Genomic DNA, 26,298 nt, shown 5'->3' on the forward strand with positions numbered 1-26,298 from the left:
TGGAGAGACGATGCGCTGGTCGAACTGGTTCCGCCGGAGCACGCCGAAGACGGTGCGCACCCGGCCGTTCGACGAGGACGCCCTTACCGCCCCGCCCGCGCCGACGCTGGAGCAGTCGGTGGAAGAAGGCATGCTCCTCGCGGAATACGCCACGCGTATGGCCGTGAAGAACCACATCGTGGTGGACACGATCCAATACGGCAACGACTTCGATCCCGCGCGCCACACGGAGGAGGCGGCGGGCATCCTGCGGGAGCTGGCGTCCGAGCAGAACGAGGCGGCGGGACGCATCGACGAGGAGCTCCAGGCCGCCACCGGACTCCGCGGCGACGCCACGCACCCGCACGACTACCGCGCGGTCGACATCGACAACCTCACGCTCCGAAAATCGGCCGCATTGACCCTCGCGCAGCAGTTGCGCGACAAGGCCGACTCGGAGGAGCAGCTGCTGGCTCTCGTCGAACGGGGACGTCAGGACGCGTGGGACGACGTCGGCACTGCGATCGAGGCCGGTCTCGACGCCCTCTCCGGCAAGGAGGCGCTGCGCGACGACTACGAGCGCGAGAAGCCGGCGCGGCTCAAACTGCTCATCTGGCGCGATCTCGCGAAGCTCCAGGAGGAGCGCACCGGGTACTGAGGGCCGACCCGCCCGCGGCGAGGCTCAGCTCCGCAGCGACACCGGAGGGACCAGCATCCCGGCCTCGGTGCGCACCCAGCGGTCGCCTGTCGCGCCCTTCTCGGCCCGCGTCGTGTACCGGTAGCGGTGCAGCGTCGCGCGCACCGCTCGAGGAGGCCGGCCCTCGAACGGGTCGCGGCGCAGCAGGCGCAGCGTCGGTGCGTCCGCCTCCAGCAACCGCAGCAGGAACACGTCGAACCAGGGGGAATCGCGCGAGCCCAGCGCCAGGAACCACATCAGCCAGTCCAGCCGCAGGTGGTAGGGCGCGAACTGGCGAGGCAGGCGTCGCACATCGCCGGGTTTGCCCCGGAAGGCGTACTCGCGCCAGCCGGCGGCGGGATCGTACGGGTCGTCCGCTGTCCCCTCGACGGTCACTTCGTATCGCTCACGCGTCACGCTGCCGAACGCCCCATACGCGTTCACGAGGTGCCAGCGGTTGAAGCTGGCGTTCATGAGCTGGCGCCGGCGGAACAGATTCCGCAGGGGAGGCCAGCTCAGGTACACCAGGCCGGCCGTCACGAGCAGCGCGACGATCGCGTAGCCGAGCGGGAGGGAATCCGCCCCGATCCCGCCGAGCCGGGCGCCCCCGTCCGCCCAGCCGAGAGCCCACGACCACACCGGATCGCTGACGGCCGCGAACGCGAGCACGATCGTGATGACATTGAGCCACGCGAAGTTGCCGGTCGCGACGAGCCACAGTTGCGTGAGGATCACGACGCCGGCCGCCGCACTCGCCACGGGCTGAGGGAGGAAGAGCAGCCACGGGACGATCAGCTGGGCGACATGGTTGCCGAGCACCTCGGCCCGGTGGAACCACCTCGGCAGCAGGTGCGCCGTCCGGCTCAGCGGATTCGGCATCGGCTGAGTTTCGTGGTGGTAGTACAGCGCGGTCAGGTCGCGCCACACCCGATCGCCGCGCATCTTGATCATGCCGGCGCCGAACTCCAGCCGGAAGACGAGCCAGCGCACCAGGATCACGAGCGTGATCGGCGGGGCCGTGTCCCACGCCCCGAGGAACGCGACCGTGAACCCGGCCTCGCAGAGGAGGCTCTCCCACCCGAACCCGTAGAAGGTCTGACCGATGTTGACGATCGAGAGGTACAGGAACCAGATGACCAGGGAGAGCGGGACGAAGACCCAGGAGGGTGCGAGCTGCGGCACGCCGACCACGACGAGAGCGGAGAGTGCGGCCCCTGTCCACCCCACGGCGCGCAGCAGCCGGTCGCTGTAGATCGGCCGGTCGTGGCGCCGCAGCCGGAAGAGCGTCGGCTGGGCCCGCCCGGGGGCGGAACGGAGGAACCGTGCGGCGGGCAGGAGGCCGTGATCGCCCAGCAGCGCCGGGAACTAGTTCACCGCCGAGACGAACGCGACGACGTAGATGAGCGCGACGCCGCGCTGCAGGATCTCACGGGCGATGGTGTATTCGTCGCCGGCGAGCCAGCCCAGGATGTCCACTCAGCACCTCCCTGCGTGCGCGCTCTGGCCGCTCTTCCGTCTCCTTCGTACCCTCGAATCAGGGCGCACAGCAGACGGTGCGCATATCGAATCACGAACAATCGGGGGGCGGCTCATGCTGCAGGTATCCATGGTCGGACGCGCTTTCGCGGAGATCGACGCGACGCTGATCACCATCGACGACGGGGCGATCCTGTGCTGGGCGGAGACGCCGGGCCCGGCAGGCGTGGAGCGTGCGGGCGCGCCCGTGGCCCGCTATCCGGTGGAGCAGGTGCTGAGCATCCGCGTGTCGGCGTCGACTCGCGCCGCCGGGTCCCGGGGGCGCGATGGAGCGCGGACGTCGTCCCGCTCCGATCCGGAGCATCCCAACGCGTTCCGCCGCTGGACCGCGGAGCAGGAGGACGAGGCGGTGGCGGCCTTCCACCGTGGCGACAGCTTCGACGAGATCGCACGCGCGGTGGGGCGCCGGGTCGGCGGCGTGCGGGCGCGGCTGATCGCGCTCGGCGTCATCGAGGCCGGGCCGACCGACCGGCTGCGGTTCCCCGGTGCGCCCGCGGTCGCCGCAGCGGGCGCGTCGTCCCCGCGGGCGCTGCTGCGGGTGATCGACCTTCCGCGCTCGGAGGGTCGTTCGGGCTAGCCGCCGCTCACGCCGCGCGCTCGGCCTCCAGGCTGATCGCGCGGTGGTCGGACGCGCCCGCGGGGAGCACGTCGACGCGCTCGATGTCGAATCCGGTGGAGGTCACGAAGTCGAAGTAGCCGGTGAAGAACTTGTAGCGCAGATAGGTCGGCTCGGTGCTGCGCTTCAGCGTGTAGCCGCTCGTGGTCAGACTGCGCTCGAGCCCGTTGATGAACCAGGGGTAGTTGAAGTCGCCCACCATGATCGCCGGGGTGCCCGGAGCGATGGAACGCATGCCCTCGTGGGCCGCGGCGATCTGCTTGCGGCGCAGCGAGTTCGACGCGGTCAGCGGGGCCGCGTGGAACGAGCCGACCAGCACGCTGTCGCCGCTGTCGCGGTCGCGCAGATGCACGGCGAGGAGTCGCTCGTGCGCGGGGGCGAGCACGCGATCGTGCAGTGACTTGTTCACCGCGAAGACCTGGGTGTGCAGCACTTCGTAGCGGTCGTCGCGCACGTACATCGCGAGGCCGAGGCGGTTGGCGCGGGTCGCGTCGGCGAGACCCAGATGGTGCAGGCGCTGCGGCAGCACATCGGTGTCGGCCTCCTGCAGACACAGGGCGTCGACGTCGTGGGTCAGCGCGATGTCGGCGAGCTCGTGCCCGGCCGCGTGCTTGCGAAGGTTGTAACTGACGATCCTCAGGGGGATGCACCTCATCTCGTGCTCGGGCCGCGCGGGGGCGCGGTCGGACGCCCTTGTCATTCTGGCCCAGTTCGGGACGGACGCCGGGGGACGGGCCGCATCCCACATGGAATTCACACCCTGGTCATCGGGAGTTCGGGCGGTACGGTGGAGCCATGGCAGGCGACGCGGTTGTCCTCACCGTCCCGGGTCCGAGCGGCGACCGGGAGGTCCGCATCTCGAGTCCCGGCCGGGTGCTCTGGCCCGAGCCGGGCATCACCAAGCTCGATCTCGCGAACTACCTGATCACCGTAGGAGAGGCGTTCGTGCGCGCCAACGGCGATCGGCCGGTCTCGCTCCAGCGGTTCCCCGAGGGTATCGACGGCGAGCAGTTCTTCTCCAAGAACCCGCCCCGCGGGGCACCGGACTACGTGCGCTCGGTGATGGTCGTCTACCCGAGCGCGCGGACGCACCCGCAGCTGGTGATCGACGAGCCTGCCGCCGCTGTGTGGGCGGCCCAGATGAACACAGTCGTCTTCCACCCGTGGCCCTCGCGGGCGGAGGACTCCGACAACCCCGACCAGCTCCGCATCGACCTGGACCCGCAGCCGGGCACGGAGTTCGGCGACGCCGTTCCCGCGGCGATCGAGCTGCGCGCGGTGCTGAGGGAGGCCGGCCTCGACGCCTTCGTGAAGACCTCCGGCAACCGCGGCCTCCACGTGTTCGCGCCGATCCGGCCCGAGCATGAGTTCCTGGACGTCCGCCACGCGGTGATCGCCGCCGCCCGCGAGCTCGAGCGCCGCATGCCCGATGCTGTGACGACGGCGTGGTGGAAGGAGGAGCGCGGCGAGAAGGTCTTCGTGGACTTCAACCAGGCGAACCGCGACCGCACCATGGCCGGGGCGTACAGCCCGCGCGCCCTCGCGCACGCCCCGGTCTCCACACCCGTGACCTGGGAGGAGCTGCCCGGCGTCGATCCGCGCGACTTCACCGTCCTGACCATCCCCGACCGCCTCGCGACGAGCGGCGACCCCTGGGAGCACTTCGGCGACGAGCCCGGCGGTATCGTCACGCTGCTGGAGTGGTGGCAGCGCGACCTCGACGCGGGGCTCGGCGAACTGCCGTTCCCGCCGGACTACCCGAAGATGCCCGGGGAGCCGCCGCGTGTGCAGCCCAGCCGGGCGAAGAAGGGCTAGCGGCCGCGGCGCGTTCGCGGTCGCGGAGCCGTGGCGCGCGTGACCCGGGCTGTCAGCGCAGGACGCCGCCGAGGTCGTACGCGACGGGGCGGTCGAGCTGTTCGAACGTGCAGGATCGTGCCTCGCGGTCCGGCCGCCACCGCTCGAACTGGGCGGTGTGGCGGAACCGCATGCCCTCCATCTGGTCGTAGCGGACCTCCAGCACCCGCTCGGGGCGCAGGCGGACGAACGAGACGTCTTTGCCGGAGGAGAACCGGCTGCGGTCCGTCTCCCCGGTGATGGCGGCGCCGGTGTCGTCGCGCTCGACCAGAGGCTCCAGCTCGTCGATGAGCGCCAGGCGTTTGGCGTCGCTGAACGCCGAGACGCCGCCGATGTTGCGGAGGGCGCCGTCCGCGTCGTAGAGGCCGAGCAGGATCGACCCGACGCCGCGTCCGCTCGCGTGGATGCGGTAGCCGAGCGCGACGACGTCGGCCGTGCGATGGTGCTTGATCTTGAGCATGGTCCGCTTGTTGGGGGTGTAGGAGCCGGTGAGCGGCTTCGCGACCACGCCGTCGAGGCCTGCGCCCTCGAACTCGACCAGCCAGCGCCGGGCGAGGTCGACGTCGGTCGTCGTGCGGGTCGTTGTGATCGGTGACGGGACGCCGGAGGTGAAGGCGTCCAGCGCCGCGCGCCGCTCGGCGAAGGGGCGGTCGAGGTACGACTCGTCCCCGAGGGCGAGGAGGTCGAAGGCGACGAAGGTCGCGGGAGTCTCCTCCGCGAGCAGGGCCACCCTGCTCGCGGCCGGGTGGATGCGCTGCGAGAGCGCCTCCCAGTCCAGCCGCTGCTTCCCCGGCTCGCCGGTGGGCACGACGATCTCACCGTCGAGGACGCACGGCCCGGGGAGGAGCCGCCGGAGCGCATCCACCAGCTCGGGGAAGTAGCGCGTGAGCATCTTGGAGCCGCGACTTCCGATCGCGACCGCGCCGACGCCGCCGTCCTCCCCGGGTTCGGCGTAGACGATCGCGCGGAATCCGTCCCATTTGGGTTCGTAGCTGAGCCCACCGTCGACCGCGTCGGGCTCAGGGATCGTCGGCACGGCCTTGGCGAGCATCGGTGCGACGGGGGACTCCGGCGTGGGGCGCATGCGTCGATCATCCCGCGGGTGGGAGCGCAGGGGAAGGCCGTTCGCGCCGCACTCAGCGCGGACGCTCGCTGTGCGTCGGCTCAGAGCTTCCGGCTGGGTCTGCGGGTTAGGTAAGCCTGCCCTATACTCGAATCGAGATGCACCGACCCGACCATTCCTCCCACACCGCCGAGACGGCGCACCACGACGACCGCGTCCAGTTCGTCGTCGTGGGCGACGAGACCTCGCTGACCGAGGTGGAGGCCGAGCTCGCGCTCCTGCCGCTCTGCGCGCGCGGGCGGGTCTTCGTGGAGGTCGAGGATGCGGATCAGATCGTGCCGCTCGCGGCTCCCATCCGCATGACGGTCACCTGGTTGACGCGGGCCACCCGCTCGGGTCGACCCGGGACCGGGGAGCGGTGCGCTCGCGGCGAGGCCGCGACCCGCGCCGTCCGTGCGTGGGCGACGGAGATGCTCTGCGACGGCCCGGGTGAGACGAGTGCGGTCGTCACCGGTGGCTTCTCCCTCGTGACGGATGTGCGCGAGCTGCTGGTGGACGAGGTCGGGATGGACGGCGCCTCCGTCGTCACGCCGGCACGTCAACACCGACGAGCTGCTGCGTGACCGCCCAGAGGTCCCGACCGAGCTGCGCGTCCTTCGCCTGCGCCCGCACGGTGCCGTTGGCGGTGAACCGGTCGAAGTAGGTCCCGCTCGGGGCGAGAACGGGGGGCTCCGCGGCGAGCCGCACCAGTGGTGCGGCCCCGTCGGCGACCGGGATGCCGTACGTGCCGCGCGTGACGAGCGCACCGAAGCGGATGAGCGGTGAGGTCCGGCCGAAGTTGGTCGCGATCGTCCCCGGATGGAACGAGTATGCCGTGACGCCCGTTCCGGTCAGCTGCTCGGCGAGCTCCACCGTGAACAGGATGGTCGCGAGCTTGGCGGTGCCGTAGGCGGCCCAGCCTCCACGCCAGGGGCGCTCCTCCCAGTCCAGGTCGTCGAGGCGCAGCCGCCCGAACCGGTTGGCCAGACTCGCGGTGTTGATCACGCGCACGTCGCGCCCGGTCGCGCCGGTGGCCTCCAGCCGCGGACGGAGCAGGTGGGTGAGCAGGAAGGGCGCCAGAAGGTTGTTCTGGATCGTGCGCTCGTGCCCGTCGACCGTCAGCTCGCGGGTGTGGTTGAGGCCGCCCGCGTTGTTCGCGAGCACGTCGATCGTCTCGTAGCGGTCGAGCAGCGCCGCGGCGAGGCCGCGCACATCGTCGAGCCGCTCGAAGTCGGCGAGGAACGGCGTCGCTCCGATCCGTTCCGCGACCGCCCGGGTGCGCTCGGGGTTGCGTCCGACGACGGCGACCTCGTTGCCGAGGGCCGCGAGCTGCTCGGCGGCGACGGCGCCGATCCCCGAGCTCGCCCCGGTCAGCACGATCGTCCGCGGACGCCCGTTCCGGGGGGTGCGATCCGCTGTGCTCTGCGCCGCGCCCTCCGTTGTGCCGTCCGCTGCGCCCTCCGCTGCTTCGGCTGTCTCGTCCGTGCCGCTCACCGGTACCCGCCCTTCTCGAGGCCCGCCTCGATCTCGAATCTGTTGCGCAGGGGGTCGCGCCCCGACAGTAGGTAGAGCAGCGGGAACGCCATCCCATAGCGCTGCCACTGCCGCTTGTGCACGGCCTCGTGCTCCAGGATGTCATCGCTCACGTTCTGATCCGTGAGGTAGCACTGGCCGACGCAGGAGCCGCCCCGGCCGAAGGTCTGCGTCGGCATGCCGCGGAACACGAACAGGCCCGCGCGTCGTTCGACGCGCCCCGTGCTCCAGAGGAAGCCCCAGGTGAGCCCGACCGCCGTCGCGTAGAGGTAGCCGAGCCGGCTGACGGGGGAGTCGAACAGCAGCCGGCCGAGCACGCTCCGGTCGATCGCGTCGGCGAGCCGGTCGCGTGCCCTCACGAGGCGGGCCGGCCGTAGGTCTCGAGCAGTCGCAGCCAGACCTCGCTGATGGTCGGGTAGGACGGGACGGCGTGCCAGAGGCGCGCCAGCGGCACCTCGCCCACGATCGCCACGGTCGCCGAGTGGAGGAGCTCGCCGACGTCTCGTCCGACGAACGTCACGCCCAGCACGACCTGGCGGTCCTCGTCGACGATCATGCGCGCCTGGCCCTCATAGTTGTCGGCGACGACGGAGGCGCCGGCGACGGAGCCGATCGCGTAGTCGACGACCCGGACACGGTATCCGGCCTTCTCGGCCGCCGCCGCCGTCAGGCCGACGGACGCCACCTCCGGGTCGGTGAAGGTCACCTGCGGCACGGCCTGGTGGTCCGCGGTCGCCACGAAGGCGCCCCACGGCTCGAGCGGGACGGGCTTGCCGTGCGCCCGCGCCGCGATCGCGTCGCCGGCCGCGCGGGCCTGGTACTTGCCCTGGTGCGTCAGCAGCGCCCGATGGTTGACGTCGCCGACGCCGTAGAGCCAACCGCCTTCGACGGCCGGTTCGCCGCTCTCGTCGACGACGCGCATGCTGTCGTCCACGCGAAGCCAGTCGCCGTCCTTCAGCCCGAACTGCTCGAGCCCGATGCCCGAGGTGCGCGGGAGCCGCCCGGTCGCCACGAGGAATTCGTCGGTCTCTATCGTGCTGCCGTCGTCGAGTGCGATCCGGAAGCGGTCGCCGGCGATGCGCTCGACCGCGGTGGGGGAGACGTCGAGGTGCACCGTCGCCCCGAGGTCGCGCAACGACCTCGCGACGGCCTCGCCGGCGAACGGCTCGTCATTGGCGAGCAGCGCCCCGCGCGAGATCAGGTGCACCTCGGTCCCGAAGCCCGCGTAGGCCGTCGCCATCTCGACGCCGACCACGCCGCCGCCGAGGATCGCGAGGGACACCGGAACGCGCTGCACGCTGGTGGCGTCCCGGCTGGTCCACGGCTCGCTCGCGCGCAGCCCCGGGACATCGGGCAGGAGCGCGGCCGAGCCGGTGCTGACCGCGACCGCGTGCGCCGCCGTGAGGACGGTGACCGTGCCGTCTTCGGCCGTGACCGTGACCTCCTTGGGCCCGGTGATCACGCCCCACCCGCGAACGAGGTCGATGCCGGCGCCCTCCAGCCACGAGACCTGGCTGTCGTCCTTCCAGTCGTGGGTCATGTCGTCGCGCCGCTTGAGCACGGCGGCCACGTCGAGCGGGCCGGTGATCGCCTCGCGTGCGCCGCCGACCGCAGCCGCCTCGCGCAGGAGCGCCCCGCTGCGCAGCAGCGTCTTCGACGGCATGCACGCCCAGTACGAGCACTCGCCGCCGACGAGCTCGGACTCGACGATCACGGTGCGCAACCCGCCCTGCGCGGCCCGATCGGCGACGTTCTCGCCGATCGCGCCGGCTCCGATCACGATGACGTCGTACTCGGTGGTGGTCATGGTGTCTCCTTGTCGAGCGGTTCGTGTCGTGTGTATCGGTGTCGTGCGGGTCGGTGTCGTGCGGGTCGGTCGTCGTGGCGGGCGAGGGACGCCTCAGCGCCCCACGAAACGCGCTTCGGAGCGCGTCAGGAAGGCCTCCATGCCGATGCGGGCGTCCTCACTGCCGACGAGGCGCACGAGCGTCGGCTGCAGCTCCGCCTCGGCGGCGGCGTCCCCGGCGCGCACGGCGCGCTTGGCGTTGGCGAGCGCGGCCTGCACGGCGAGCGGCGCCTGCGCGGCGATGCGCTCCGCGATGGCGAGCGCGCGATCGAACTGCTCACCGTCGTCGACGACCTCCTGCACGAGCCCCAACCGATGGGCTTCCGCCGCGTCGAAGGTGTCGCCCGTGAGGATGTACCGCATGGCATTGCCCCACCCGACGGCGCGCGGGAAGCGCAGGGTCGCGCCGCCGAACGGCAGTATCCCGCGCGTGACCTCGATCTGCCCGAAGGTCGTCGACCGAGCGGCCACCGCGACATCGGAGGCCAGCATGAGCTCGATGCCGAGGGTGAGGCAGGTGCCCTGCACCGCGATCACGACCGGCTTGGTGAGAGAGACCCCCGAGACCTGCCACGGATCGATCCCGCCCTCGCGGACGAACGACAGTCCGTCGCCGCCGATGCGCGGCCCGAGGTCCGCCAGGTCGAGCCCGGCGGTGAAGTGATCGCCGACGGCGTGGACCAGGCCCACACGCAGTTCCGGGTCGCGCTCCAGCTCCCCGTACGCGTCGGCCAGGGCGGAGAGCAGCTCGAAGTCGGCGGCGTTGCGCTTCTCGGGGCGGTTGAAGCCGATGAGGAGCACGTGCCCGCGCCTCTCGGTCACGATCTTGGGTTCGGTCATGTCTCCCAAGCTACCCGTCCCCTCACGGGCCGTCGGGGGACGACGCGGGATCGGTGGAGAGGTGACGCGGACGGGCTCCTGTGGAGGACGGAGTGCCGGTGCCGAGCGGTCCCGTCAACGCGCCGAGGATCCGCAGGATCACCGGGAGATCGCGGCCCGCCGCGTCCGGCGACTCCGGCGCGAATTCGGTCAGCCCCGCGCCCACGAGCTCGAACGTGCCGCGCAGCGCACGGATGGCGTCGCACAGCGCGGTCGGCGTCACCCCGAACGGCTCGGGATAGCCGATTCCGTCGATGTCGGCCGGGTCGAGCACGTCCAGATCGACGTGGATGTAGACGGCGCTCGCACCGGTGGCCTCCACGGCCCGCACGACAGAGTCCGGATCCTCCAGCTCGCCCGGCGCGACCGCGCGGATCCCCGCGGCGTCGACGAACGCGGACTCGCCGTCGTCGAGCGAGCGCGTGCCCGCCAGCACGAGGTGGGAGGAGGCGAGCCGGGCGGCCCCCGTGGAGGCCAGTCCGTCCGGCCCGTCGCCGAGGAGCGCCCGGACCACCATCCCGTGGAAGGCGCCGGACGGCGAGGAGGTCACATTGTTCAGGTCGCCGTGCGCGTCGAACCACACGAGCGCCACCTCACCGGCGGGCCGTGACGCGACCGCGTGCTGCACGCTCGCCAGGTCGGCGGCGCAGTCGCCGCCGACCGTCACGACCGGACTCTCGAGCAGCGCGAGCTCCGCCGCCGCCAGCTCGCGCACGAGCGTCAGCGAGGAGAAGCGGTGCACGCCGGTTCCGAGGGCGTCGCCTGCGGCGGAGGGCACGGGGACGACGTGCGTCGCGCCGGCAGGCAGATCGCCGCGGATGGCGTCCGCCCCGTCGATCAGCCGCATCGCGCGCGACGACCCCGAGCCCTGCCACTGCGGCACGACCAGGAAGGATGCTGCGCTCACCGGGCGGTCACTGCCCCGGGGTGTAGGGGGCGGAGGACGCCGGGTCGGCCGTCACCGCGGGCTGCGCCGCGCCGGAGCCGCCGGACTTCAGGGCAGCGAGCCGGGCCTCCACCTCGGTGAGCTCGCCGAGGTCGTCGAGCTGGTTGAACTGCGCGTCGAGGCTGGAGGCGGCGAGCTCCTGGGCTCCGCGCACCTTCGCCTCCTCGCGCCGGATCTTCTCCTCGAACCGCGAGACCTCGCTGGTGGGGTCGAGGATGTCGACGCTCTTCACCGCGTCGAGCACCTGCGACTGCGCCTGCGCGCTCTTCGCCCGTGCGATCAGCTCGGCACGCTTGCTCTTCAGCTGCTCCAGCTTCTGCTTCATGCCGTTGAGGCCCGACTTGAGCTTGTCCACGATCTCGGTCTGCGACGCGATCTGCGGCTCGGCGGCCTTCGCCTCGTTCTCGGACGAGATCTGGCGCTGCAGGGCCACCTTGGCCAGGTTGTCGAACTTGTCGGCGTTCACCGTGTCTCCGGACGAACGGTAGGAGTCGGCCTGCTTGCTCGCCGCCAGGGCCTTCGTGCCCCACTCCTGGGCGGCCTCCACGTCTTCGCGGTGGTCGTCCTCGAGCAGACGCAGGTTGCCGATCGTCTCGGCGATCGCGCTCTCGGCGTCGGCGATGCTGTTGGTGAAGTCGCGGACCATCTGGTCCAGCATCTTCTCCGGGTCCTCCGCCTGGTCGAGGAGGGAGTTGATGTTCGCCTTCAGGAGTTGGGAGATGCGCCCGAAGATGGACTGCTTTGCCATGTGCTGTTCCTTTCCTCTGCCTCTGCTGAGGCGGTCGGTCTGTGTGCCTGTCCGCGTGGTCGTGGATGCGAGGCGGCCTAGAAGCGGCCGCCTCCGCGCCGGGTGCGCGTACCCCCGCCGCCGAAACTGCCGGGGCTGAAACCGCCGCCTCCGCTGCGCCCGCCACCGCTGCGCCCTCCGCCGGAGCCGCCGCCCCAGCCGCCCAGCCCTCCGTTCAGCACGGAGTTGATGAGGATGCCGCCGAGGATGGCGCCCATCGCGCCGTTGCCGCCACCGCCCGATCCGGAGCCGCCGCCGAAGAGATCTCCGAGGCCGCCCTGCTGAGGCTGGAACCCGCCGACGTCGCGCTGCGCGAGCTGCGTGGCCTCGTCGGCGAGCTGCGCCGCGCGCTGGGCCTCCCCGAGTGCGGTGACGGGGTCGGTCGTCGCGGTCTGCTCCGCCTGCACGACGAGGCGGCCGGCCTCGGCGAGTCGCGTCCGCGCCTCGGGGCCGACCGCTCCGCGGCGCGCGGTGATGAAGTCCTCGCAGGCCGAGACCCGCGCCCTGGCCGTCAGCAGCGTCTGCTGCAGCGACGACTGGGCGCGCTGGGTCTGTGCGCGCGCGTCGCGGACTCCCTGCAGCACGCCGTCGATCGAGCGGTTCGCCGCTTCCAGTCGCTGCGCGATCTCGAGCGGGTTGATGGGACCGGCGGCGAGTTTCGCGCGCACATCGGCGACGGTCTGCTCCGTGCCGGCGATCACCCCCGCGATCGTGCCGCCCGGGTCCCCCGCGGCTGCGAGGGCACGCGCCTCGGCGAGGTCGCTGTCGAGTTCCGGGAGCACGGTGTCGATCGACTGCTGCGTCGCCTTCAGGTCGGCTGCGACCCGGTCCACCGCGTCGAGGAGGAGTTTCGCCTGGTCGACCGACTCCTCCGCCGCGCGCACGCCGATGGCCGCGGCACTGGTGTCGCCGGCATCCGCCTTCTGCGTCGCGGCGGCGAGGGCGGTCGTCACGAACGCGAGCCGCTGCGTCGCCTGGTCGACGTTGTCCTGCACTGTCGCGAGGGATGCGTCCGTATAGCGCTGTGCGAGCGCCGCCGCCGTGGTGCGCGTCTGCTCGACGCGGGCGGAGACCTGCTGGGCGGCGGCGGACACCTCCGCCGACGCCTCCGGGATGCGCTTCTCGAGCGACCGCAGCTCGTCGAACGCGTCCGCCTGGGCATCGAGTGCCTGGTTCGCGGCGGCGCAGAGCTCGACGATGCGGATGTTCCACTGCCGGCGCTGCTCGTCGGTGTCCGGCTCCGCGTCGTCCAGCTTCTGCTTGAGCGTGAACGCCTCGCGCAGCTGTCCCTTCGCCTGGTCGAGCGCGGCCTGGAACGGAACGACCGGGTCGGCGCCGTACTGCGCCGTCGCGAAGCCGAGCTCCTCCTCGCTGGTGCGGATGGCGTCGTCCGTCTGCACGAGGGCGGACCCCGCACGCCGCTGGAGCTCCTCGATCGGGATGGTCTCCAGCTCGCTCTGCGGTCGTCCGGGGGCTCCGCCGACGGCGGATCCCGCCTTCTTCGTACGCCGAGACCGCACGACCAGGAAGATGATGAGCCCGACCACCACGACGGCGATCAGGAAGAACCAGAAGAAGCCGGAGCCGCCGCCGCCGACCGCGTCGGCCAGTCCGTTCGCAGCGGCGATGCCCGCCCCTGACCAGTCGCCCGCCCGGAGCCGGGGCTCCACGTCGTTCTGCTCGATGCTGTCGAGCTGGTCGGCACTGACCGGACCCTCGTCATCGCCGGACAGGTAGTAGGCGCGCCCGTCCGTCGCCACCGCGAGCAGGTAGTCGTTCGGGCCGAGGTTGTTCTGCGCCGCCGTCTCGTTGGCCCAGTCGGCGGCATCCGTCGGGTTGGTGAAGCGCGGGACGTAGACGACGAAGAGGTCGATCTTGTGGTCGTCCGCGAGCTTCGCCGCCGCGGCGGAGACGGCGTCCGCCTCGCTGTCGGAGAGCACCCCCGCGACATCGTCGACGTGGCTGGAGCCGAGGTCGACCGGATCCTCCGCGGAGGCCGGGGCCGCGATCGCGAGCGGCCCGGCGATCAGCGCGCCGGCCAGCAGAACCCCGGTCAGAACACGTCGCAAGAGCATCCACCCACTCTCCAGGAACACTTGGGCCGAGTCTATTGGGGTGGTGCGACGGTGTCACTGTTTCGGCCTGTTACGCGGGCGGATGCGCGCGGCCTCCGGCCCGCCCCAGAATGGTCGGACGCATCCGGCGAGGCGAGAGGAGGGGCCTGTGTCCGCATCCGGCGCTCGCACGCTCGCCGTCGTCGAGGCCACCCGCTTCCGCGGCCACGACCCGGAGTACCACGCGTACGTGCAGCTCCTCGTCGGCAACGTCATCGCCGAGGCACGGGACCAGGGCTGGGCCGTCACGCGTCTCGCCGCGGACGAGGGCGAGGAGGCTCTCCTGCAGCGCACGGACGGGTCGGACGCGCTCGTCGTGGTCGGGGGAGAGGACATCGATCCCGCCTACTACGGGGCGGCCGGCGGATACGCGTACGAGAGTCGTCACCTCGCCGTCGCCGACGCCGCGCAGCTCGCCCTCGCGCGCCGCGCCGTCGAGCGCCGCACGCCGCTGCTCGGCATCTGCCGCGGCCTCCAGATCGTCAACGTCGCCCTCGGCGGCACGCTCGTGCAGGACCTGGGCGAGCGCTCCCCGCATGTCAACCGCGGTTTCCCCATCCCCGAGGTGCTGACCACCCACCCGGTGCTCCTGGAGCCGGGCTCGCGCGTCTCCGAGCTGCTCGGTTCGGGAATCGTGGACGTGCGCAGCGCACACCACCAGGCCGTCGCCGCGCTCGGCGCGGGCCTCGTCGTCACCGGCCGAGCGCCGGACGGACACGTGGAGGCGGTCGAGCACGTCGACGCCCCGGTGCTCGCCGTGCAATGGCATCCGGAGGACGTCGCCGCGCCCGCCGGTCAGCTCACCGCCCTGCTCGGCGCGCTGCGCAGCGGGGTCGCCGTCGCCGCCTGAGGTGCACCGGGAAGGCCGTTCTCGGTCAGCCCTCCGCCCCCCTAGCGGACCAGCGCGGCCCGCCGCTCGGCCAATCCCGAACGCGCGTGCGCGAGGGCGTCCGGACCGGCGCCGGCCGCCTCCAAGGCCAGAAGTGCGGCGCCGAGGATCGGGGCGGCGGTGACGAGCTCGATGCGGGCGAGCGGTGCCCGCTCGGCCAGTCCGCTCGCGATGCCGTCGAGGAGGCGGGCGTCCCGCGAGCCGACGATGCCGCCGCCGAGCACGACAGGGACGGGTCGGCCGAGCAGCTCCAGCCGCCGCAGGGTGGTCGCGGCCAACGCCACGATCTCCTCCGCCTGGCGATCGACCAGCCCCACGGCCACGGCGTCCCCGTCCTCCGCGCACGCGAACACGGACGGCGCGATGCGGGCCAGATCGGCGTTCGGGATGCGCGCGAAGTGCAGCGCCTCGATCACGGCCTGCACATCGTCGAGCCCGTACACCGCGGGGATCGCGGCCGTCAGCGCAGTCGCCGAGCCGCGGCCGTCGACGGCACGTGCGGCGTGCCAGAGCGCCTGTTCGCCGAGATGCCAGCCTCCGCCCCAATCGCCGGATATCATCCCGAGCGAGGGGTAGCGCACCACCGCACCGTCGGCGCGCACGCCCACGCAGTTGATGCCGGTGCCGCAGACGACGGCGACGGCGTCGGGCTCGCTGGTGCCGGCGCGCAGGAGGGCGAAGAGGTCGTTGTCGACGACGGCGTCGGCCCAGGCGTAGCCGGCGATCCCGGATCGGAACGCCTCCACCTCCGCGGGCAGGTCGAGGCCGGAGAGGTAGATGCCGGCGGCGGCGATCGGCCGGGGGCCGGTCTCGGCCAGCAGACGCTCGATCAGGTCGTCGACGATCCGTGCGGAGGCGTCCATCCCGATCAGGTGCGGGCTGGAGGTGCCGGCACGCGCGGCGGCAGCGACCGTCCCGTCCAGCTCAACGGCGACGGCGTCGGTCTTGGAGCCGCCGCCGTCGACCGCGATGACGATCGGCGCGACTCCCTCTGCCCGGCCCCCGGTCAGCGCGCCCACGCGAGGTGCTCCCGGTTGCCGGCGATCAGCAGATCGGTGAGCTTCTCGGCGCGGTCGTACTGCCCGACGAGGGGATGCGCGAGCATCGCGCGAACGACCCGGTCGCGTCCGCCGTGCACCGCCGCCTCCAGGGCGAGGCGCTCGTATCCCGCGACGTGCGCGATCAGCCCGCCCACGTCGTCCGGGAGCGGCTCGATCGGGAGGGCCTGAAGCCCGGCCGCCCCGACCGTGGCCGGGACCTCGATCACGTGGTCGTCGGGCAGGAACGGCAGCGAGCCGTCGTTGCGCAGGTTCACGACCTGCACGTCGCCGCGGTCGCTCGTGAGCGACGCGATGAGGTCGACCGCCGCCTCCGAGTAGAACGCGCCGCCGCGCTGCGCCAGCTGCTCCGGCTTGGAGTCCTGCGCCGGGTCCGCGTACAGCTCGAGGAGTTCGCGCTCGACGCGCTGCACGGCCTCCGCACGGGTGGGGGCGTCGAGCTGCTCGCGGAGCACCTCGTCGTGCGCGTAGTAGTAGCGCAGGTAGTAGCTGGGGACGCTGCCCAGCAGCGAGATCAGCGACGACGGCAGCTCGATCTCCTCCGCCAGCTCGGCGAGGTGCGCCCCGAGCAGGGCGGGAAGCGCGTCGCGCGTCCCACCGGCGTCGGCGACGGTGACCGAACGCTCCCACGTGAGGTGGTTGAGGCCCACGTGACCGAGCTGCACCTGCGTGTGGTCGACGCCGAGCAGGTTCGCGAAGCGTCGCTGGAAACCGATCGCCACGTTGCAGAGCCCCACTGCGCGATGACCCTCCTGGAGCAGGGCGCGGGTCACGATGCCGACCGGATTGGTGAAGTCGACGATCCACGCGTCGGGCTTGGCGTGACGACGCACGACCTCCGCGACGCTCAGCACGACCGGCACCGTGCGCAGGGCCTTCGCGAACCCGCCCGGGCCGGTGGTCTCCTGCCCGATGCACCCGCACTCGTGCGGGAACGTCTCGTCGCCGTGCCGTGCGGCCTGCCCGCCGACCCGCAACTGGATGAGCACCGCGTCCGCGTCCGCGACGCCGGCGACGAGGTCGGAGGTCGGGACGATGCGCCCGGTGTGCCCGGCCGCGCGGAACATCCGCTCGCTCATGCCCCCGACGAGGCGCAGGCGTTCGGGGTCGGTGTCGACCAGCCACAGCTCCTCGATCGGGAGCACGTCGCGCATCCGTGCGAACCCGTCGATCAGTTCGGGTGTGTAGGTGGATCCGCCGCCCACGACTGCCAGTTTCAACGCGTTATCCCTTCACGCCGGTCAGAGTGATGCCCTCCACGAACACGCGTTGGGCGAAGAAGAAGACGATCACGACGGGGATCGTGACGAGCATGGTCATCGCCATCGTCAGCCCCCAGTCGGTGCCGTGGACCCCGCGGAACGACGCCAGTCCGTAGGCGACGGGCCAGGAGGCGGGGTTCTCGGAGGTGTAGAGCAGCGGCCCGTAGTAGTCGTTCCAGGAGTGGAAGAACATGAAGATCGCGGTCGCCGCGATCCCGGGCTTCGCCATCGGCAGCACGACCCGCCACAGCACGCCGAACTCCCCGTTGCCGTCGATGCGTGCCGCATCCGCGTACTCGCTGGGGATGGTCAGGAAGAACTGCCGCAGCAGGAAGATCGAGAACGCGTCGCCGAGCAGGTTGGGCAGGATGAGCGGCCAGAGCGTGCCGGTGAGGCCGAGCTGCGACCACATCACGTAGACAGGGATGGCCGTCACCTGCGGCGGGAGCAGCATCGCGACGATGATCGCGGTGAAGAGCACGCTCGACCCGCGGAACTTGATCTTCGCGAGGGCGTAGGCGGCCGGGACGCTGGAGACGAGCATGAACACGGTGGCGAGGATCGAGTACAGCGCCGAGTTGCCGAACCACTGCGCCAGCGGCACGGTCGTGAACACCTTCGCGTAGTTCTCCCACGCGAAGGGTTGCGGCCAGAGCGATGCTGTCAGGGTCTGCTGGCCCGACATGAGCGAGGTGAGCAGCACGAACACCACCGGCGCGATGAAGAGCACGGCCAGCACGACGAGCACGGCGTGCTCGGCGATCCAGCCCAGGACGCGGCGGGTGCGCAGCGAGCGCGGAGCGGGGATGCGACCCCGCGACGGGGAGGGGCGGCGGGCGGCGGGCGGTGCCAGCGGCGGGGTGGAGGAGGTGGCGGTGGTCATTGCGCGCCTTCCGGTGTGAACGCCTTGAATCGGCGCAGGATCAGGATGAGCAGCACGGCGGCCACGACGAACAGCAGCACGGCCAGGGCCGAGGCGTAGCCGAGCTGGTACGTGCCGAACCCGCGCACGTAGAGCCACTGTGTGTAGGTGAGCAGGGAGCCGTCGGGGTAGCCGAGGTTGTTGCTGATGCCCTCGCCGACCACCGCCTTCCCCGACGCCACGGAGGAGGCGACGGCCGCCTCCGTGAAGTACTGGATGGCCGCGATCACGCCGGTCACCGCCGCGAACATGAGCACGGGGGAGATGCTGGGCATGGTGATGTACCGCACCTTCTGCATCCCGTTCGCGCCGTCGAGCGACGCTGCCTCGTACTGGTCTTTCGGAACGTCGAGCAGGGCCGCGAGGAAGATGATCATGACGTCGCCCATCACCCAGATCCCGAGCAGCACCAGGGAGGGCTTCGACCAGGCGGGGTCGTTGAACCAGAGCGGTCCCTTGATCCCGAACCAGGCGAGCACCTGATTGACGGGACCGGTTCCCGGATTGAAGAGGAAGACGAACGCCACGACGCTCGCCACCGGCGGCACCAGCGCGGGCAGATAGAAGATCGTGCGCCAGAAGCCCGAGGCCCGCTTGGCGCGGGCGAGCAGGCCGGCGATCAGCAGGGCGAACACCGTCTTCACCGGCACCCAGATGACCACGAACCACAGCGTGTTCAGCGTGGCCTTCCACACGTTCGGGTCCTGCGTGAACAGATACTCGTAGTTGCGCAGGCCGATCCACTGCGGTGCCGACACCAGGTCGTACCGGGTGAAGGAGTAGTAGACGGAGGCGATCAGCGGGTAGACGAAGAAGATCGCGAGACCCAGGAGGGTCGGCGCCAGGAACGCGAGCACGACCAGGTTGCGGCGCCGGCGCGAGCGGGAGGGCCGTGCGGGGCGGGCGGCGACCCGCCCCGCACGTTCGATGGCGGACGTCATCTCACGGACCGGTGGTCAGCGCGAGCGCGTCGTCGATCTGCTTGTCGACATCCTTCAGGCCCGACTGGAGGTCGCCGCCCTGGCTCTGGTACTTGTTCCAGAAGTCCTGGAACGAGTTCTGGTAGCCGGCGCCGAGCGGGCTGGCGGGCGTGGTCTGCACATTCTCGTCGGAGGAGATGTCGAGGAACGTCTTGAACTGGTCGGAGACCTCGAGCTTCGGCGACGCGAGCGCGTCCTTGGTGGTGGGGACGTTCTTCAGCCCGTTCGCGAGCTTGACGACGGCGTCGGTGTCGGTCGTGAGGTACTTCAGGAGCGCCCACGCCAGCTCCGGCTGCTTCGAGCCCTTCGAGATGCCGATGATGTTGCCCGTGATGTAGCCGCCGCCGTACAGGTCGGTGTGGTCGTCGGCGGTCGGGAACGGTGCGGTGCCGTAGTTCAGGCCCTTCGCCTGGTCGGCGATGAACGCGGTGCGGTACTCGCCGTCCATGTTCATGGCCACCTGGCCCGTCTGGAACGCGTTGTCGGCGGAGAACTCCTGGCCGAGCCCCGAGGTGAACGCGTTGAGCTTGTCCCACCCGATCTTCGCGACGAAGGCCTTCTGCCATTCGATCAGCTCGGCCCAGCCCGGGCTGGAGGAGATGGCGCTGGTGCCGTCGTCCTTCAGCCACTTCGCGCCCGCGGCGGGACCGTAGTGCGCGGCGGAGTTCTCGTACCATCCCATCGTCGGATTGAAGCCGAGGGTCTTGATGGACCCGTCGGCGTTGAACGTGGTGAGCTTCTCGGCCATGCTCTCGAGCTCGGAGAGGGTCTTCGGCGGTTCGGTGTAGCCGGCGGCCTGCAGCAGGTCCTTGTTGTAGTAGAGCCCGTAGACGTCGGCGAGCATCGGCATCGCGCAGCGCGTCCCCTTGAACTCGGTGTACGACTTCACGGTGTCGGAGAACTGGCTCATGTCGACGCCGTCGCGCTCGATCACCTTGTTGAGGCTGCGGAACGCGCCGTTGGAGCAGAAGTTGCCGACGATGTCGGTGGAGTAGGAGAGCCCGACGTCGACCTTGCTGCCGGTGGCGATGGCCTTCTGCAGCTTCTCGTCGTCCTGGCCCGAGTGGACCTCGACCTTGATCGTGGGGTTCTTCTTCTCGAAGTCGTCGACGACCGACTGAATCACGTCGGCCTCCCGGTCGGAGAAGAAGTGCCAGAACGACACGGTGCCCGACAGCTCCTTCGGGGTGGTGTCGGAGAAGGCGGTGCCGCTGGAGCCGCCGGAGCAGCCGGCGAGGGTGAGCGCTGCGGCCGCGGCGATGCCGACGGCGGCGACGAGATGACGGTGTTTCACGGGAGGTTTCCTCACTGATTCCGGTCGTGATGCAGGTGGACGGATGTCGTGCGTGTGGTGTGTGCGGTGTGACTGTCGTACGGGAGGAGCGGTGCCCTAGACCGTGATCCGGGACACTTCGGCGAAGAGCGCGTCGCGCAATTCGCCGAGCAGGTGCTCCCGCGCCCCGCGGAGAACGGGGTGGGCGGGGACGTCGGTGGCGACGATAGTGGGGGAGCCCCACTGCTCGCGCAGCAGGGCGGCGACGCGCTCGGCGAGGCGGGCGCCGCCGGCACGGCCGGTCGAGCCGCCGAGCACCACGCGCTCGGGGTCGAGCAGGGCGAGCACGGGCACGACCCCGACCGCGACGCGCGTGGCCAGCTGGTCGAGGAGCGCGTCCACGGCGTCGGAGTCGCCGACGGGGGAGTCCTCGGCCTGTCCGGCGTCGGAGGAGCCGAAGCCGGGGAGCCCGTGCGCGGCGGCGAGCCGCGAGACGGCCGGGCCGCCGACGAGGTCCTGGAGGTCGTGCGCGTCCGGGTCGAGCTCTGCGGCCTCTCGCGTGATCGGCAGGTATCCGATCTCGCCCGCTCCGCCCGACGCTCCCCGGTGTACGACGCCGCCCTGGTCGACGGCGAGGCCGAGGCCGTCGCCCATCCAGAGCAGCGCGAAGCCGCCCGCGTCGCGTCCCGCACCATCGGCTCGCTCGGCGATCGCGGCGAGGTTGGCGTCGTTGTCGATGTGCACGGTGTAGCCGAGGGCGTCTTCGAGGCGGCGCCGGATGCCCTGCTTCGGCCAGCCGGGGAGCGTCTCGATGTAGGTGAGCTCGTCGGTGCGCGGGTCGAGCGCGCCTTGCACGCCGATGCATACGGCACGCACGCGGTCCGGCGCGACACCGGCGGCGGCGCACGCGGTGTCGACGGCGATCCGCACGTCCTCCTCTGGAGAGCGGCGGCCCAGCGGTGTGACGGCGATCGGGTGCTCGGTGCCGGAGGCGTCCGTTACGGACGAGCGGAGCGCCACCGCATCGATGTCGATCGCCACTCCGAGCATCCGGTCGGTGCGCACCGCGTAGCTGGCCGCGTTCGGTCCGCGCCCGCCCGACACCTCGCCGACGACGTGGATGATCCCGGCCGTCTCCAGCCGCGACACCATCTGTGCCGCGGTCGGCTTCGACAGCCCCGAGAGCTCGCCGATGCGGCTGCGGGTGAGGACGCCGTGCTCGAGCAGCAGCGCGAGCGCCGTGCGGTCGTTCGTCTCGCGCAACCATGCTGGCGTGCCGCGGACCGGTCGTTCGGCCATCCTCATCCCTTCGTCGGAACGATCATCTGCCGTGAATGTATCAGGAAAGTTTCTTAATAGTAAACCCTCTGTTTCGTTGCCCGGCACTGCCCGCATGTGGACCAAAAGTCGTCTTGCAGCCAGCGATTCACCACATTCGGTCCAGATGTCGCGGGCGTGAGAAGCGGTGAACCGCCGGAGGGGTGGGCCTCGTGGCATCGGAGGAAGGGAACACCACCATGAGAATGAGACTCGTCGCATCCCTCGCCGCCGCCGCGGTGGTCATGATCGCGCTCGCCGGATGTTCGGCCGGGAGCGGCAGCAGCGGCGGCAGCAGTCCTTCGACGAGCACGGGAGGCTCGTCAGCGTCGTCCGGCTCGGCCTCCGCGACCGTGCTCACGACGGGCGACACATCACTGGGCACGGTCGTCGTCGATGGCGCCGGTCTCACCGTCTATGTCTTCGACAAAGACACGCAGAACTCCGGGAAGAGCTCGTGCTCCGGCGCCTGCGCCGCGCAGTGGCCCGCCGTGGAGGCGGACGCAGCGACGCCCGCGGTGACCGGCGTGAGCGGAACGGTCGGCACGATCACCGGCGTCGACGGCAAGCGCCAGGTCACCCTCGACGGCTGGCCGCTCTACACCTTCGCTGGCGATTCGTCCGCCGGCGACGTGACCGGCCAAGGGGTCGGGGGCATCTGGTGGGCCGTCACGCCCGACGGGTCGAAGATCGGCGCGGCCGCGAGCTCAGGAGGCGCGTCGACGGGAGGCACGGGCTCCGGCTACTCGAAGTGACGGGCGCGGGTCACCTGAATGCGCGCGCGTGCTCGACCAGGCGGTCGAAGGCGGCGTCCAGATCCGGGTCGACCCGCTGGCGAGCGGCGTCGGCGAGATACCACTCGACGATCTCGCCCGCCCCGCGCGCGAACGGCGTGCGCTGCTGGAACGCCGGGACGAGCGCGCGCACCTTGCTGTTGTCGAACTGCATGGAGTGGGCCTTGTCGCCCAGCAGCCCCGGGCCGAGCTCGGGAACCGCGGCGGCGATGGACTCGCTCGCGACGTGCACGAGCTCGGCCTCGACGCCGAGGGCCTCCGCGAGGTCGCCGTAGATGCGGTCCCAGGTCGGGGCCTCGTCGCCCGTGATGTGGAACGTGTCGCCCACCGCCTCCGGCAGTCCGAGGAGGCCGGTGAACGCCACGGCGAAGTCGGTGTTGTGCGTGATGGTCCAGCGGCTCGTCCCGTCGCCGTGCACGACGACAGGCGCTCCCCGGCGCATCCGCTCCAGATCGGTCCAGTGGCCGAGCGTGGGGATCATCGTGCGGTCGTAGGTGTGCGACGGACGCACGATGGTCACGGGGAACGCGCGCTCCCGGTAGGCCTCGACCAGGAGGTCCTCGCACGCGATCTTGTCCCGCGAGTACTGCCAGAACGGGTTGCGCAGCGGCGTCGACTCGGTGACGGGGAGACGTGACGGCGGGGTCTGGTAGGCCGACGCCGAACTGATGAAGACGAACTGGCCGACGCGTCCCTCGAACAGGTCGAAGTCGGTGCGGATGTGCTCCGGCGTGAACGCGAGGAACTCGGCTGCGACGTCGAAGCTGCGCTCGCCGAGCACGGCATGGACGCTTTCCGGGTCCCGGATGTCGGCGTGCAGCACCTCGACTCCGTCCGGCATCGGGCGCGATCCGCTCGATCCGCGGTTCACGACGGTGACCTCGTGCCCCGCCTCCAGAGCCTCCGCCACACACGCGGAGCTGATGACCCCCGTGCCGCCGATGAAGAGCGTCCGTGTCGCTGCCATGCTTGTCTCCCGCTTCCTCGCCGCTGTGTCCGTGAGGGCACCGTGTCCGTGAGGGCACTGTGTCCGTGAGGGCACCGTGTCCCTGAGGGCGCTGTGTCCCGGGGGCCACCGTGTCCCCGAGGCCGCCGTGCCGTGGACGCGCCGCATCCCGACGACTCGGACCCCCGGAGGTCTCAGCGTAGCGCGGCCCGGGCGTACACTCCACGGCACCCCGTCCCCGACCCGAAGGAGCCTCCACCGCCGTGTCCGCCCTCCGAACCTGGCCCGGACTCGCGGTCGCGTGCGTCGTTGCCGTCGTGCTCGCCGTCGTCGTCACCGCGATCGTCGGCGCCGTGCTGCGCGTCGTCGGCCGCCGTCGCGCGTGGCCCGACCTGCTCGTCCGCAACGCCCGCGTACCCTTCCGGCTCTTCCTGCTCGTGGTGGTGCTGTGGATCGCGGTGGCGATCGCCCTCCCGCCGGAGGTCCCGGCCGGCGTGCAGCAAGGCCTGCACCACATCTTGCTGATCCTCGCGATCGTGACCGGCGTCTGGTTCGCGGCGGCGCTGGTGGTGTTCGTGGAGGATCTCGGCCTCGCCCGCTACCGGCTCGACATCCCGGACAACCGGTACGCCCGCAAGGTGCGGACACAGGTGCTCATCCTGCGGAGGCTGACCGTCGTCGCCGCCGTCGTCGTCGGCATCGGCGCCGTGCTGCTCACGTTCCCGGCGCTGCAGGCCGCGGGCGCCAGCATCCTCGCCTCCGCCGGCGTGATCGGCATCATCGCCGGTGTCGCCGCCCAGTCGAGCCTCGCCAACCTGTTCGCCGGGATCCAGCTCGCGTTCAGCGACGCGATCCGGCTCGACGACGTGGTCGTCGTCGAGCAGCAGTGGGGCACGATCGAGGAGATCACGCTCACCTACGTCGTGGTCCACGTGTGGGACGACCGGCGGCTCGTGTTGCCCTCGACCTATTTCACGACGAAGCCGTTCGAGAACTGGACGCGGCAGCACAGCGAGCTGCTCGGATCCGTGGAGTTCGACCTCGACTGGCGGGTCTCTCCGGGCGGGATGCGCGGTGAGCTCAACCGTATCCTGGCGACGACCGATCTCTGGGACGGTCGCACCGGCGTGCTGCAGGTCACCGATGCGGTCGCCGGCTGGGTGCGTGTGCGGATCCTCGTGACGGCGAAGGACGCACCCACCCTCTTCGACCTGCGCTGTCTGGTGCGCGAGCGGCTGGTCGACTGGATGCAGCGGTACTCGCCCGCCGCGTTGCCGCGGTCGCGCGTCGAGCTGGTGCAGCCTCCCGAGCCGACGACGCCGCCGGCGCGGGCGCAGGCGCAGACCCAGGACGATGCGCGCCTGTTCGGCGGCTCGCCCGAGAAAGACCAGCGCGGCGCCCAGTTCACCGAGTCCATCCCGATCCAGGGGGACGACGAGGGAGCAGGCCCGGCCGCGGGGTGAGCTGGGGGGAGCAGCCCCGCGGCCGGCGTCGCTCAGCCGACGGATTCCGCGGCGGCGACGATCACCCCGGTGACGACATCCGGCGCTGCGAGCATGGAGACGTGTCCGGCAGGGGTCTCCACGATCGTGGAGCCGGCGCGTTGGGCCATGCGGCGCTGGGCCGTGGGAGGGGTGATGCGGTCTTCGGTGCCGACGACAGCGGGGAGTACGGGCACAGCGGTTCCTTCCGAGGAGCCGTTCCGGGACGAGACGGGTGCGATCGTGCGGGAGAGGGCGGGTGGAACAGCCACAGAGTAGGGGAGCGCGCGCGTCGCGGCTAGCCCCCGTGCTCACAGGGAAGTCTCAGCATCCGTGGGACCAACCCGGGTCGCTGCGCTGTTCTCCTCAGTGCGGGCCGCAGCCGGCGGTACCGCATCGAGGAGGAATCGTGACACAGGAGACAGGCGCACAGCGCTACGGCAGGAGTCAGGACGCGATCCGCCGCCTGACCAAGCGCCAGTACGCGGTGACGCAGGAGTCGGCCACCGAGCCGGCGTTCCGCAACGAGTTCTGGGACAACCACGAGGAGGGCATCTACGTCGACGTCGTGTCGGGCGAGCCGCTCTTCTCATCCACCGACAAGTACGACAGCGGCTCCGGCTGGCCGAGCTTCACGCGGCCGATCGAGTCCGCCGAGATCGTCGAGAACACCGACCGCACCTACGGGATGCTGCGCACCGAGGTGCGCTCCGGCCGGGCTGACAGCCACCTGGGCCATCTGTTCGACGACGGTCCCGTCGCCGATGGCGGGATGCGGTACTGCATCAACTCCGCCGCGCTCCGTTTCGTCCCGCTCGCCGAGCTGGAGGAGCAGGGCTACGGGGTCTACCGCCGCCTGTTCGAGAAGTAAGAGACGCAGAGAGACGTAAGGAGTACGAACGAATGACTGAGAAGGCCATCCTTGCCGGAGGCTGCTTCTGGGGCATGCAGGATCTCATCCGCAAGCGCCCCGGGGTCGTGGACACACGCGTCGGCTACACCGGCGGCGACGTCGCGAACGCCACCTACCGCAACCACGGGACCCATGCCGAGGCGATCGAGATCGAGTACGACCCCGAGAAGACCTCCTACCGGGAGCTGCTGGAGTTCTTCTTCCAGATCCACGATCCGTCGACGAAGAACCGCCAGGGCAACGACGTCGGCACCAGCTATCGCTCGGCGATCTACTACACCGACGATGAGCAGCGCCGCGTCGCGGAGGACACCATCGCCGATGTCGACGCCTCCGGTCTCTGGCCCGGGAAGGTCGTGACCGAGGTGGAGGCCGCCGGCCCGTTCTGGGAGGCGGAGCCCGAGCACCAGGACTACCTGGAGCGCATCCCGTGGGGCTACACCTGCCACTTCGCGCGCCCGGGCTGGGTGCTGCCGAAGCGATCGGAGTCGCTGGCCGGCTGAGCCGCCGCATCCACAGCCCCGCCGTCGAGAAGGCGATAAGTACGCCCGTGACCGGGCACAACCCGTACTTTTCGCCCACTCGGTGGCGGGGC

26 protein-coding genes and 1 pseudogene are annotated in these 26,298 nt (G+C 71.1%); 9 read left to right on the forward strand and 18 right to left on the reverse strand.

Going from position 1 to position 26,298, the window contains the following annotated elements:
* The first annotated feature begins 10 nt into the window (after positions 1-10).
* Positions 11-637, forward strand: a complete 627-nt coding sequence (locus IT072_RS07265; protein WP_223360285.1) for a hypothetical protein — start codon at positions 11-13, stop codon at positions 635-637.
* Between the two features lie 24 nt (positions 638-661).
* Here the strand turns inward: IT072_RS07265 and IT072_RS07270 are convergent.
* A pseudogene (locus IT072_RS07270) lies at positions 662-2,131 on the reverse strand (lipase maturation factor family protein).
* A gap of 115 nt (positions 2,132-2,246) precedes the next feature.
* Here IT072_RS07270 and IT072_RS07275 point away from each other — a divergent pair.
* A complete protein-coding gene (locus IT072_RS07275; protein ID WP_223360286.1) occupies positions 2,247-2,768 on the forward strand; it encodes a hypothetical protein in 522 nt (173 codons plus the stop codon).
* 7 nt (positions 2,769-2,775) lie between these two features.
* Here the strand turns inward: IT072_RS07275 and IT072_RS07280 are convergent, their stop codons facing one another.
* Entirely contained in the window at positions 2,776-3,462 is a 687-nt protein-coding gene (locus IT072_RS07280; protein WP_223360287.1) for an endonuclease/exonuclease/phosphatase family protein, read from the reverse strand.
* 140 nt (positions 3,463-3,602) lie between these two features.
* On the opposite strand from IT072_RS07280, the gene ligD reads away from it, so the two are divergent.
* On the forward strand, positions 3,603-4,622 hold the full coding sequence (gene ligD, locus IT072_RS07285) for a non-homologous end-joining DNA ligase (protein WP_223360288.1): 1,020 nt from the start codon (positions 3,603-3,605) through the stop codon (positions 4,620-4,622).
* Positions 4,623-4,674: 52 nt separating this feature from the next.
* Here ligD and IT072_RS07290 read toward each other — a convergent pair whose 3' ends face one another.
* Entirely contained in the window at positions 4,675-5,745 is a 1,071-nt protein-coding gene (locus IT072_RS07290; protein ID WP_223360289.1) for an ATP-dependent DNA ligase, read from the reverse strand.
* Positions 5,746-5,882: 137 nt separating this feature from the next.
* Between IT072_RS07290 and IT072_RS07295 the strand changes: the two genes are divergently transcribed.
* Complete coding sequence (locus IT072_RS07295; RefSeq protein WP_223360290.1) at positions 5,883-6,347, forward strand: SIP domain-containing protein; 465 nt, start codon at positions 5,883-5,885, stop codon at positions 6,345-6,347.
* Here IT072_RS07295 and IT072_RS07300 read toward each other — a convergent pair.
* From IT072_RS07300 to IT072_RS21265, 7 genes are all read right to left on the reverse strand, one after another.
* Positions 6,310-7,257 carry an SDR family NAD(P)-dependent oxidoreductase gene (locus tag IT072_RS07300; RefSeq protein ID WP_327058941.1) on the reverse strand — a complete coding sequence of 316 codons (948 nt, stop codon included), beginning with the start codon at positions 7,255-7,257 and terminating at the stop codon, positions 6,310-6,312. The two genes, IT072_RS07295 and IT072_RS07300, sit on opposite strands and share 38 nt — an antisense overlap.
* Positions 7,254-7,655 (reverse strand): Fe-S oxidoreductase, encoded by a 402-nt coding sequence (locus tag IT072_RS07305; protein ID WP_223360291.1) that lies wholly within the window; start codon positions 7,653-7,655, stop codon positions 7,254-7,256. Before IT072_RS07305 ends, IT072_RS07300 begins: the two co-directional genes overlap by 4 nt.
* The gene (locus IT072_RS07310; RefSeq protein WP_223360292.1) at positions 7,652-9,103 is read right to left on the reverse strand and encodes a dihydrolipoyl dehydrogenase family protein; all 1,452 of its coding nucleotides are present in this window, start codon (positions 9,101-9,103) and stop codon (positions 7,652-7,654) included. Before IT072_RS07310 ends, IT072_RS07305 begins: the two co-directional genes overlap by 4 nt.
* 93 nt (positions 9,104-9,196) lie before the next feature.
* Positions 9,197-9,982 (reverse strand): crotonase/enoyl-CoA hydratase family protein, encoded by a 786-nt coding sequence (locus IT072_RS07315; protein WP_223360293.1) that lies wholly within the window; start codon positions 9,980-9,982, stop codon positions 9,197-9,199.
* Positions 9,983-10,004: 22 nt separating this feature from the next.
* The gene (locus tag IT072_RS07320) at positions 10,005-10,928 is read right to left on the reverse strand and encodes an arginase family protein (protein WP_223360294.1); all 924 of its coding nucleotides are present in this window, start codon (positions 10,926-10,928) and stop codon (positions 10,005-10,007) included.
* Between the two features lie 7 nt (positions 10,929-10,935).
* Positions 10,936-11,715 (reverse strand): PspA/IM30 family protein, encoded by a 780-nt coding sequence (locus tag IT072_RS07325; protein ID WP_223360295.1) that lies wholly within the window; start codon positions 11,713-11,715, stop codon positions 10,936-10,938.
* Between the two features lie 77 nt (positions 11,716-11,792).
* A complete protein-coding gene (locus IT072_RS21265; RefSeq protein WP_263282067.1) occupies positions 11,793-13,829 on the reverse strand; it encodes a TPM domain-containing protein in 2,037 nt (678 codons plus the stop codon).
* Between the two features lie 148 nt (positions 13,830-13,977).
* Between IT072_RS21265 and IT072_RS07340 the strand changes: the two genes are divergently transcribed.
* Positions 13,978-14,718 carry a gamma-glutamyl-gamma-aminobutyrate hydrolase family protein gene (locus IT072_RS07340; RefSeq protein WP_223360296.1) on the forward strand — a complete coding sequence of 247 codons (741 nt, stop codon included), beginning with the start codon at positions 13,978-13,980 and terminating at the stop codon, positions 14,716-14,718.
* A gap of 41 nt (positions 14,719-14,759) precedes the next feature.
* On the opposite strand, the gene IT072_RS07345 is transcribed toward IT072_RS07340, so the two are convergent.
* From IT072_RS07345 to IT072_RS07370, 6 genes are all read right to left on the reverse strand, one after another.
* Positions 14,760-15,776: an N-acetylglucosamine kinase gene (locus IT072_RS07345; protein ID WP_223360297.1), complete on the reverse strand. Its 1,017-nt coding sequence runs from the start codon at positions 15,774-15,776 to the stop codon at positions 14,760-14,762.
* Positions 15,764-17,035: a 6-phospho-beta-glucosidase gene (locus tag IT072_RS07350; protein ID WP_223360298.1), complete on the reverse strand. Its 1,272-nt coding sequence runs from the start codon at positions 17,033-17,035 to the stop codon at positions 15,764-15,766. Before IT072_RS07350 ends, IT072_RS07345 begins: the two co-directional genes overlap by 13 nt.
* Positions 17,036-17,039: 4 nt before the next feature.
* Positions 17,040-17,960, reverse strand: coding sequence for a carbohydrate ABC transporter permease (locus IT072_RS07355; RefSeq protein WP_223360299.1), 921 nt, complete (start codon positions 17,958-17,960; stop codon positions 17,040-17,042).
* The gene (locus tag IT072_RS07360) at positions 17,957-18,940 is read right to left on the reverse strand and encodes a carbohydrate ABC transporter permease (RefSeq protein WP_223360300.1); all 984 of its coding nucleotides are present in this window, start codon (positions 18,938-18,940) and stop codon (positions 17,957-17,959) included. Before IT072_RS07360 ends, IT072_RS07355 begins: the two co-directional genes overlap by 4 nt.
* A 1-nt stretch (position 18,941) precedes the next feature.
* Positions 18,942-20,273: an ABC transporter substrate-binding protein gene (locus IT072_RS07365; RefSeq protein WP_223360301.1), complete on the reverse strand. Its 1,332-nt coding sequence runs from the start codon at positions 20,271-20,273 to the stop codon at positions 18,942-18,944.
* A 96-nt stretch (positions 20,274-20,369) separates the two neighbouring features.
* Entirely contained in the window at positions 20,370-21,551 is a 1,182-nt protein-coding gene (locus tag IT072_RS07370) for an ROK family transcriptional regulator (RefSeq protein WP_223360302.1), read from the reverse strand.
* A gap of 218 nt (positions 21,552-21,769) precedes the next feature.
* Here IT072_RS07370 and IT072_RS07375 point away from each other — a divergent pair, with 218 nt between their 5' ends.
* Positions 21,770-22,324, forward strand: coding sequence for a COG4315 family predicted lipoprotein (locus IT072_RS07375; protein WP_223360303.1), 555 nt, complete (start codon positions 21,770-21,772; stop codon positions 22,322-22,324).
* A 10-nt stretch (positions 22,325-22,334) separates the two neighbouring features.
* Here IT072_RS07375 and IT072_RS07380 read toward each other — a convergent pair whose 3' ends face one another.
* The gene (locus IT072_RS07380) at positions 22,335-23,330 is read right to left on the reverse strand and encodes an SDR family oxidoreductase (RefSeq protein WP_223360304.1); all 996 of its coding nucleotides are present in this window, start codon (positions 23,328-23,330) and stop codon (positions 22,335-22,337) included.
* A 242-nt stretch (positions 23,331-23,572) separates the two neighbouring features.
* Here IT072_RS07380 and IT072_RS07385 point away from each other — a divergent pair, with 242 nt between their 5' ends.
* The gene (locus tag IT072_RS07385; protein ID WP_223360305.1) at positions 23,573-24,772 is read left to right on the forward strand and encodes a mechanosensitive ion channel family protein; all 1,200 of its coding nucleotides are present in this window, start codon (positions 23,573-23,575) and stop codon (positions 24,770-24,772) included.
* A 32-nt stretch (positions 24,773-24,804) separates the two neighbouring features.
* On the opposite strand, the gene IT072_RS07390 is transcribed toward IT072_RS07385, so the two are convergent.
* On the reverse strand, positions 24,805-25,062 hold the full coding sequence (locus IT072_RS07390; RefSeq protein WP_327058942.1) for an alpha/beta fold hydrolase: 258 nt from the start codon (positions 25,060-25,062) through the stop codon (positions 24,805-24,807).
* A 137-nt stretch (positions 25,063-25,199) separates the two neighbouring features.
* Between IT072_RS07390 and msrB the strand changes: the two genes are divergently transcribed.
* The gene (msrB, locus tag IT072_RS07395) at positions 25,200-25,661 is read left to right on the forward strand and encodes a peptide-methionine (R)-S-oxide reductase MsrB (protein ID WP_223360307.1); all 462 of its coding nucleotides are present in this window, start codon (positions 25,200-25,202) and stop codon (positions 25,659-25,661) included.
* A gap of 32 nt (positions 25,662-25,693) precedes the next feature.
* Complete coding sequence (gene msrA, locus IT072_RS07400; RefSeq protein WP_223360308.1) at positions 25,694-26,206, forward strand: peptide-methionine (S)-S-oxide reductase MsrA; 513 nt, start codon at positions 25,694-25,696, stop codon at positions 26,204-26,206.
* Positions 26,207-26,298: the final 92 nt, after the last annotated feature.

It is taken from the genome of Leifsonia sp. ZF2019 (assembly GCF_019924635.1).
In the GTDB taxonomy this organism is placed as follows: Bacteria; Actinomycetota; Actinomycetes; order Actinomycetales; family Microbacteriaceae; genus Leifsonia.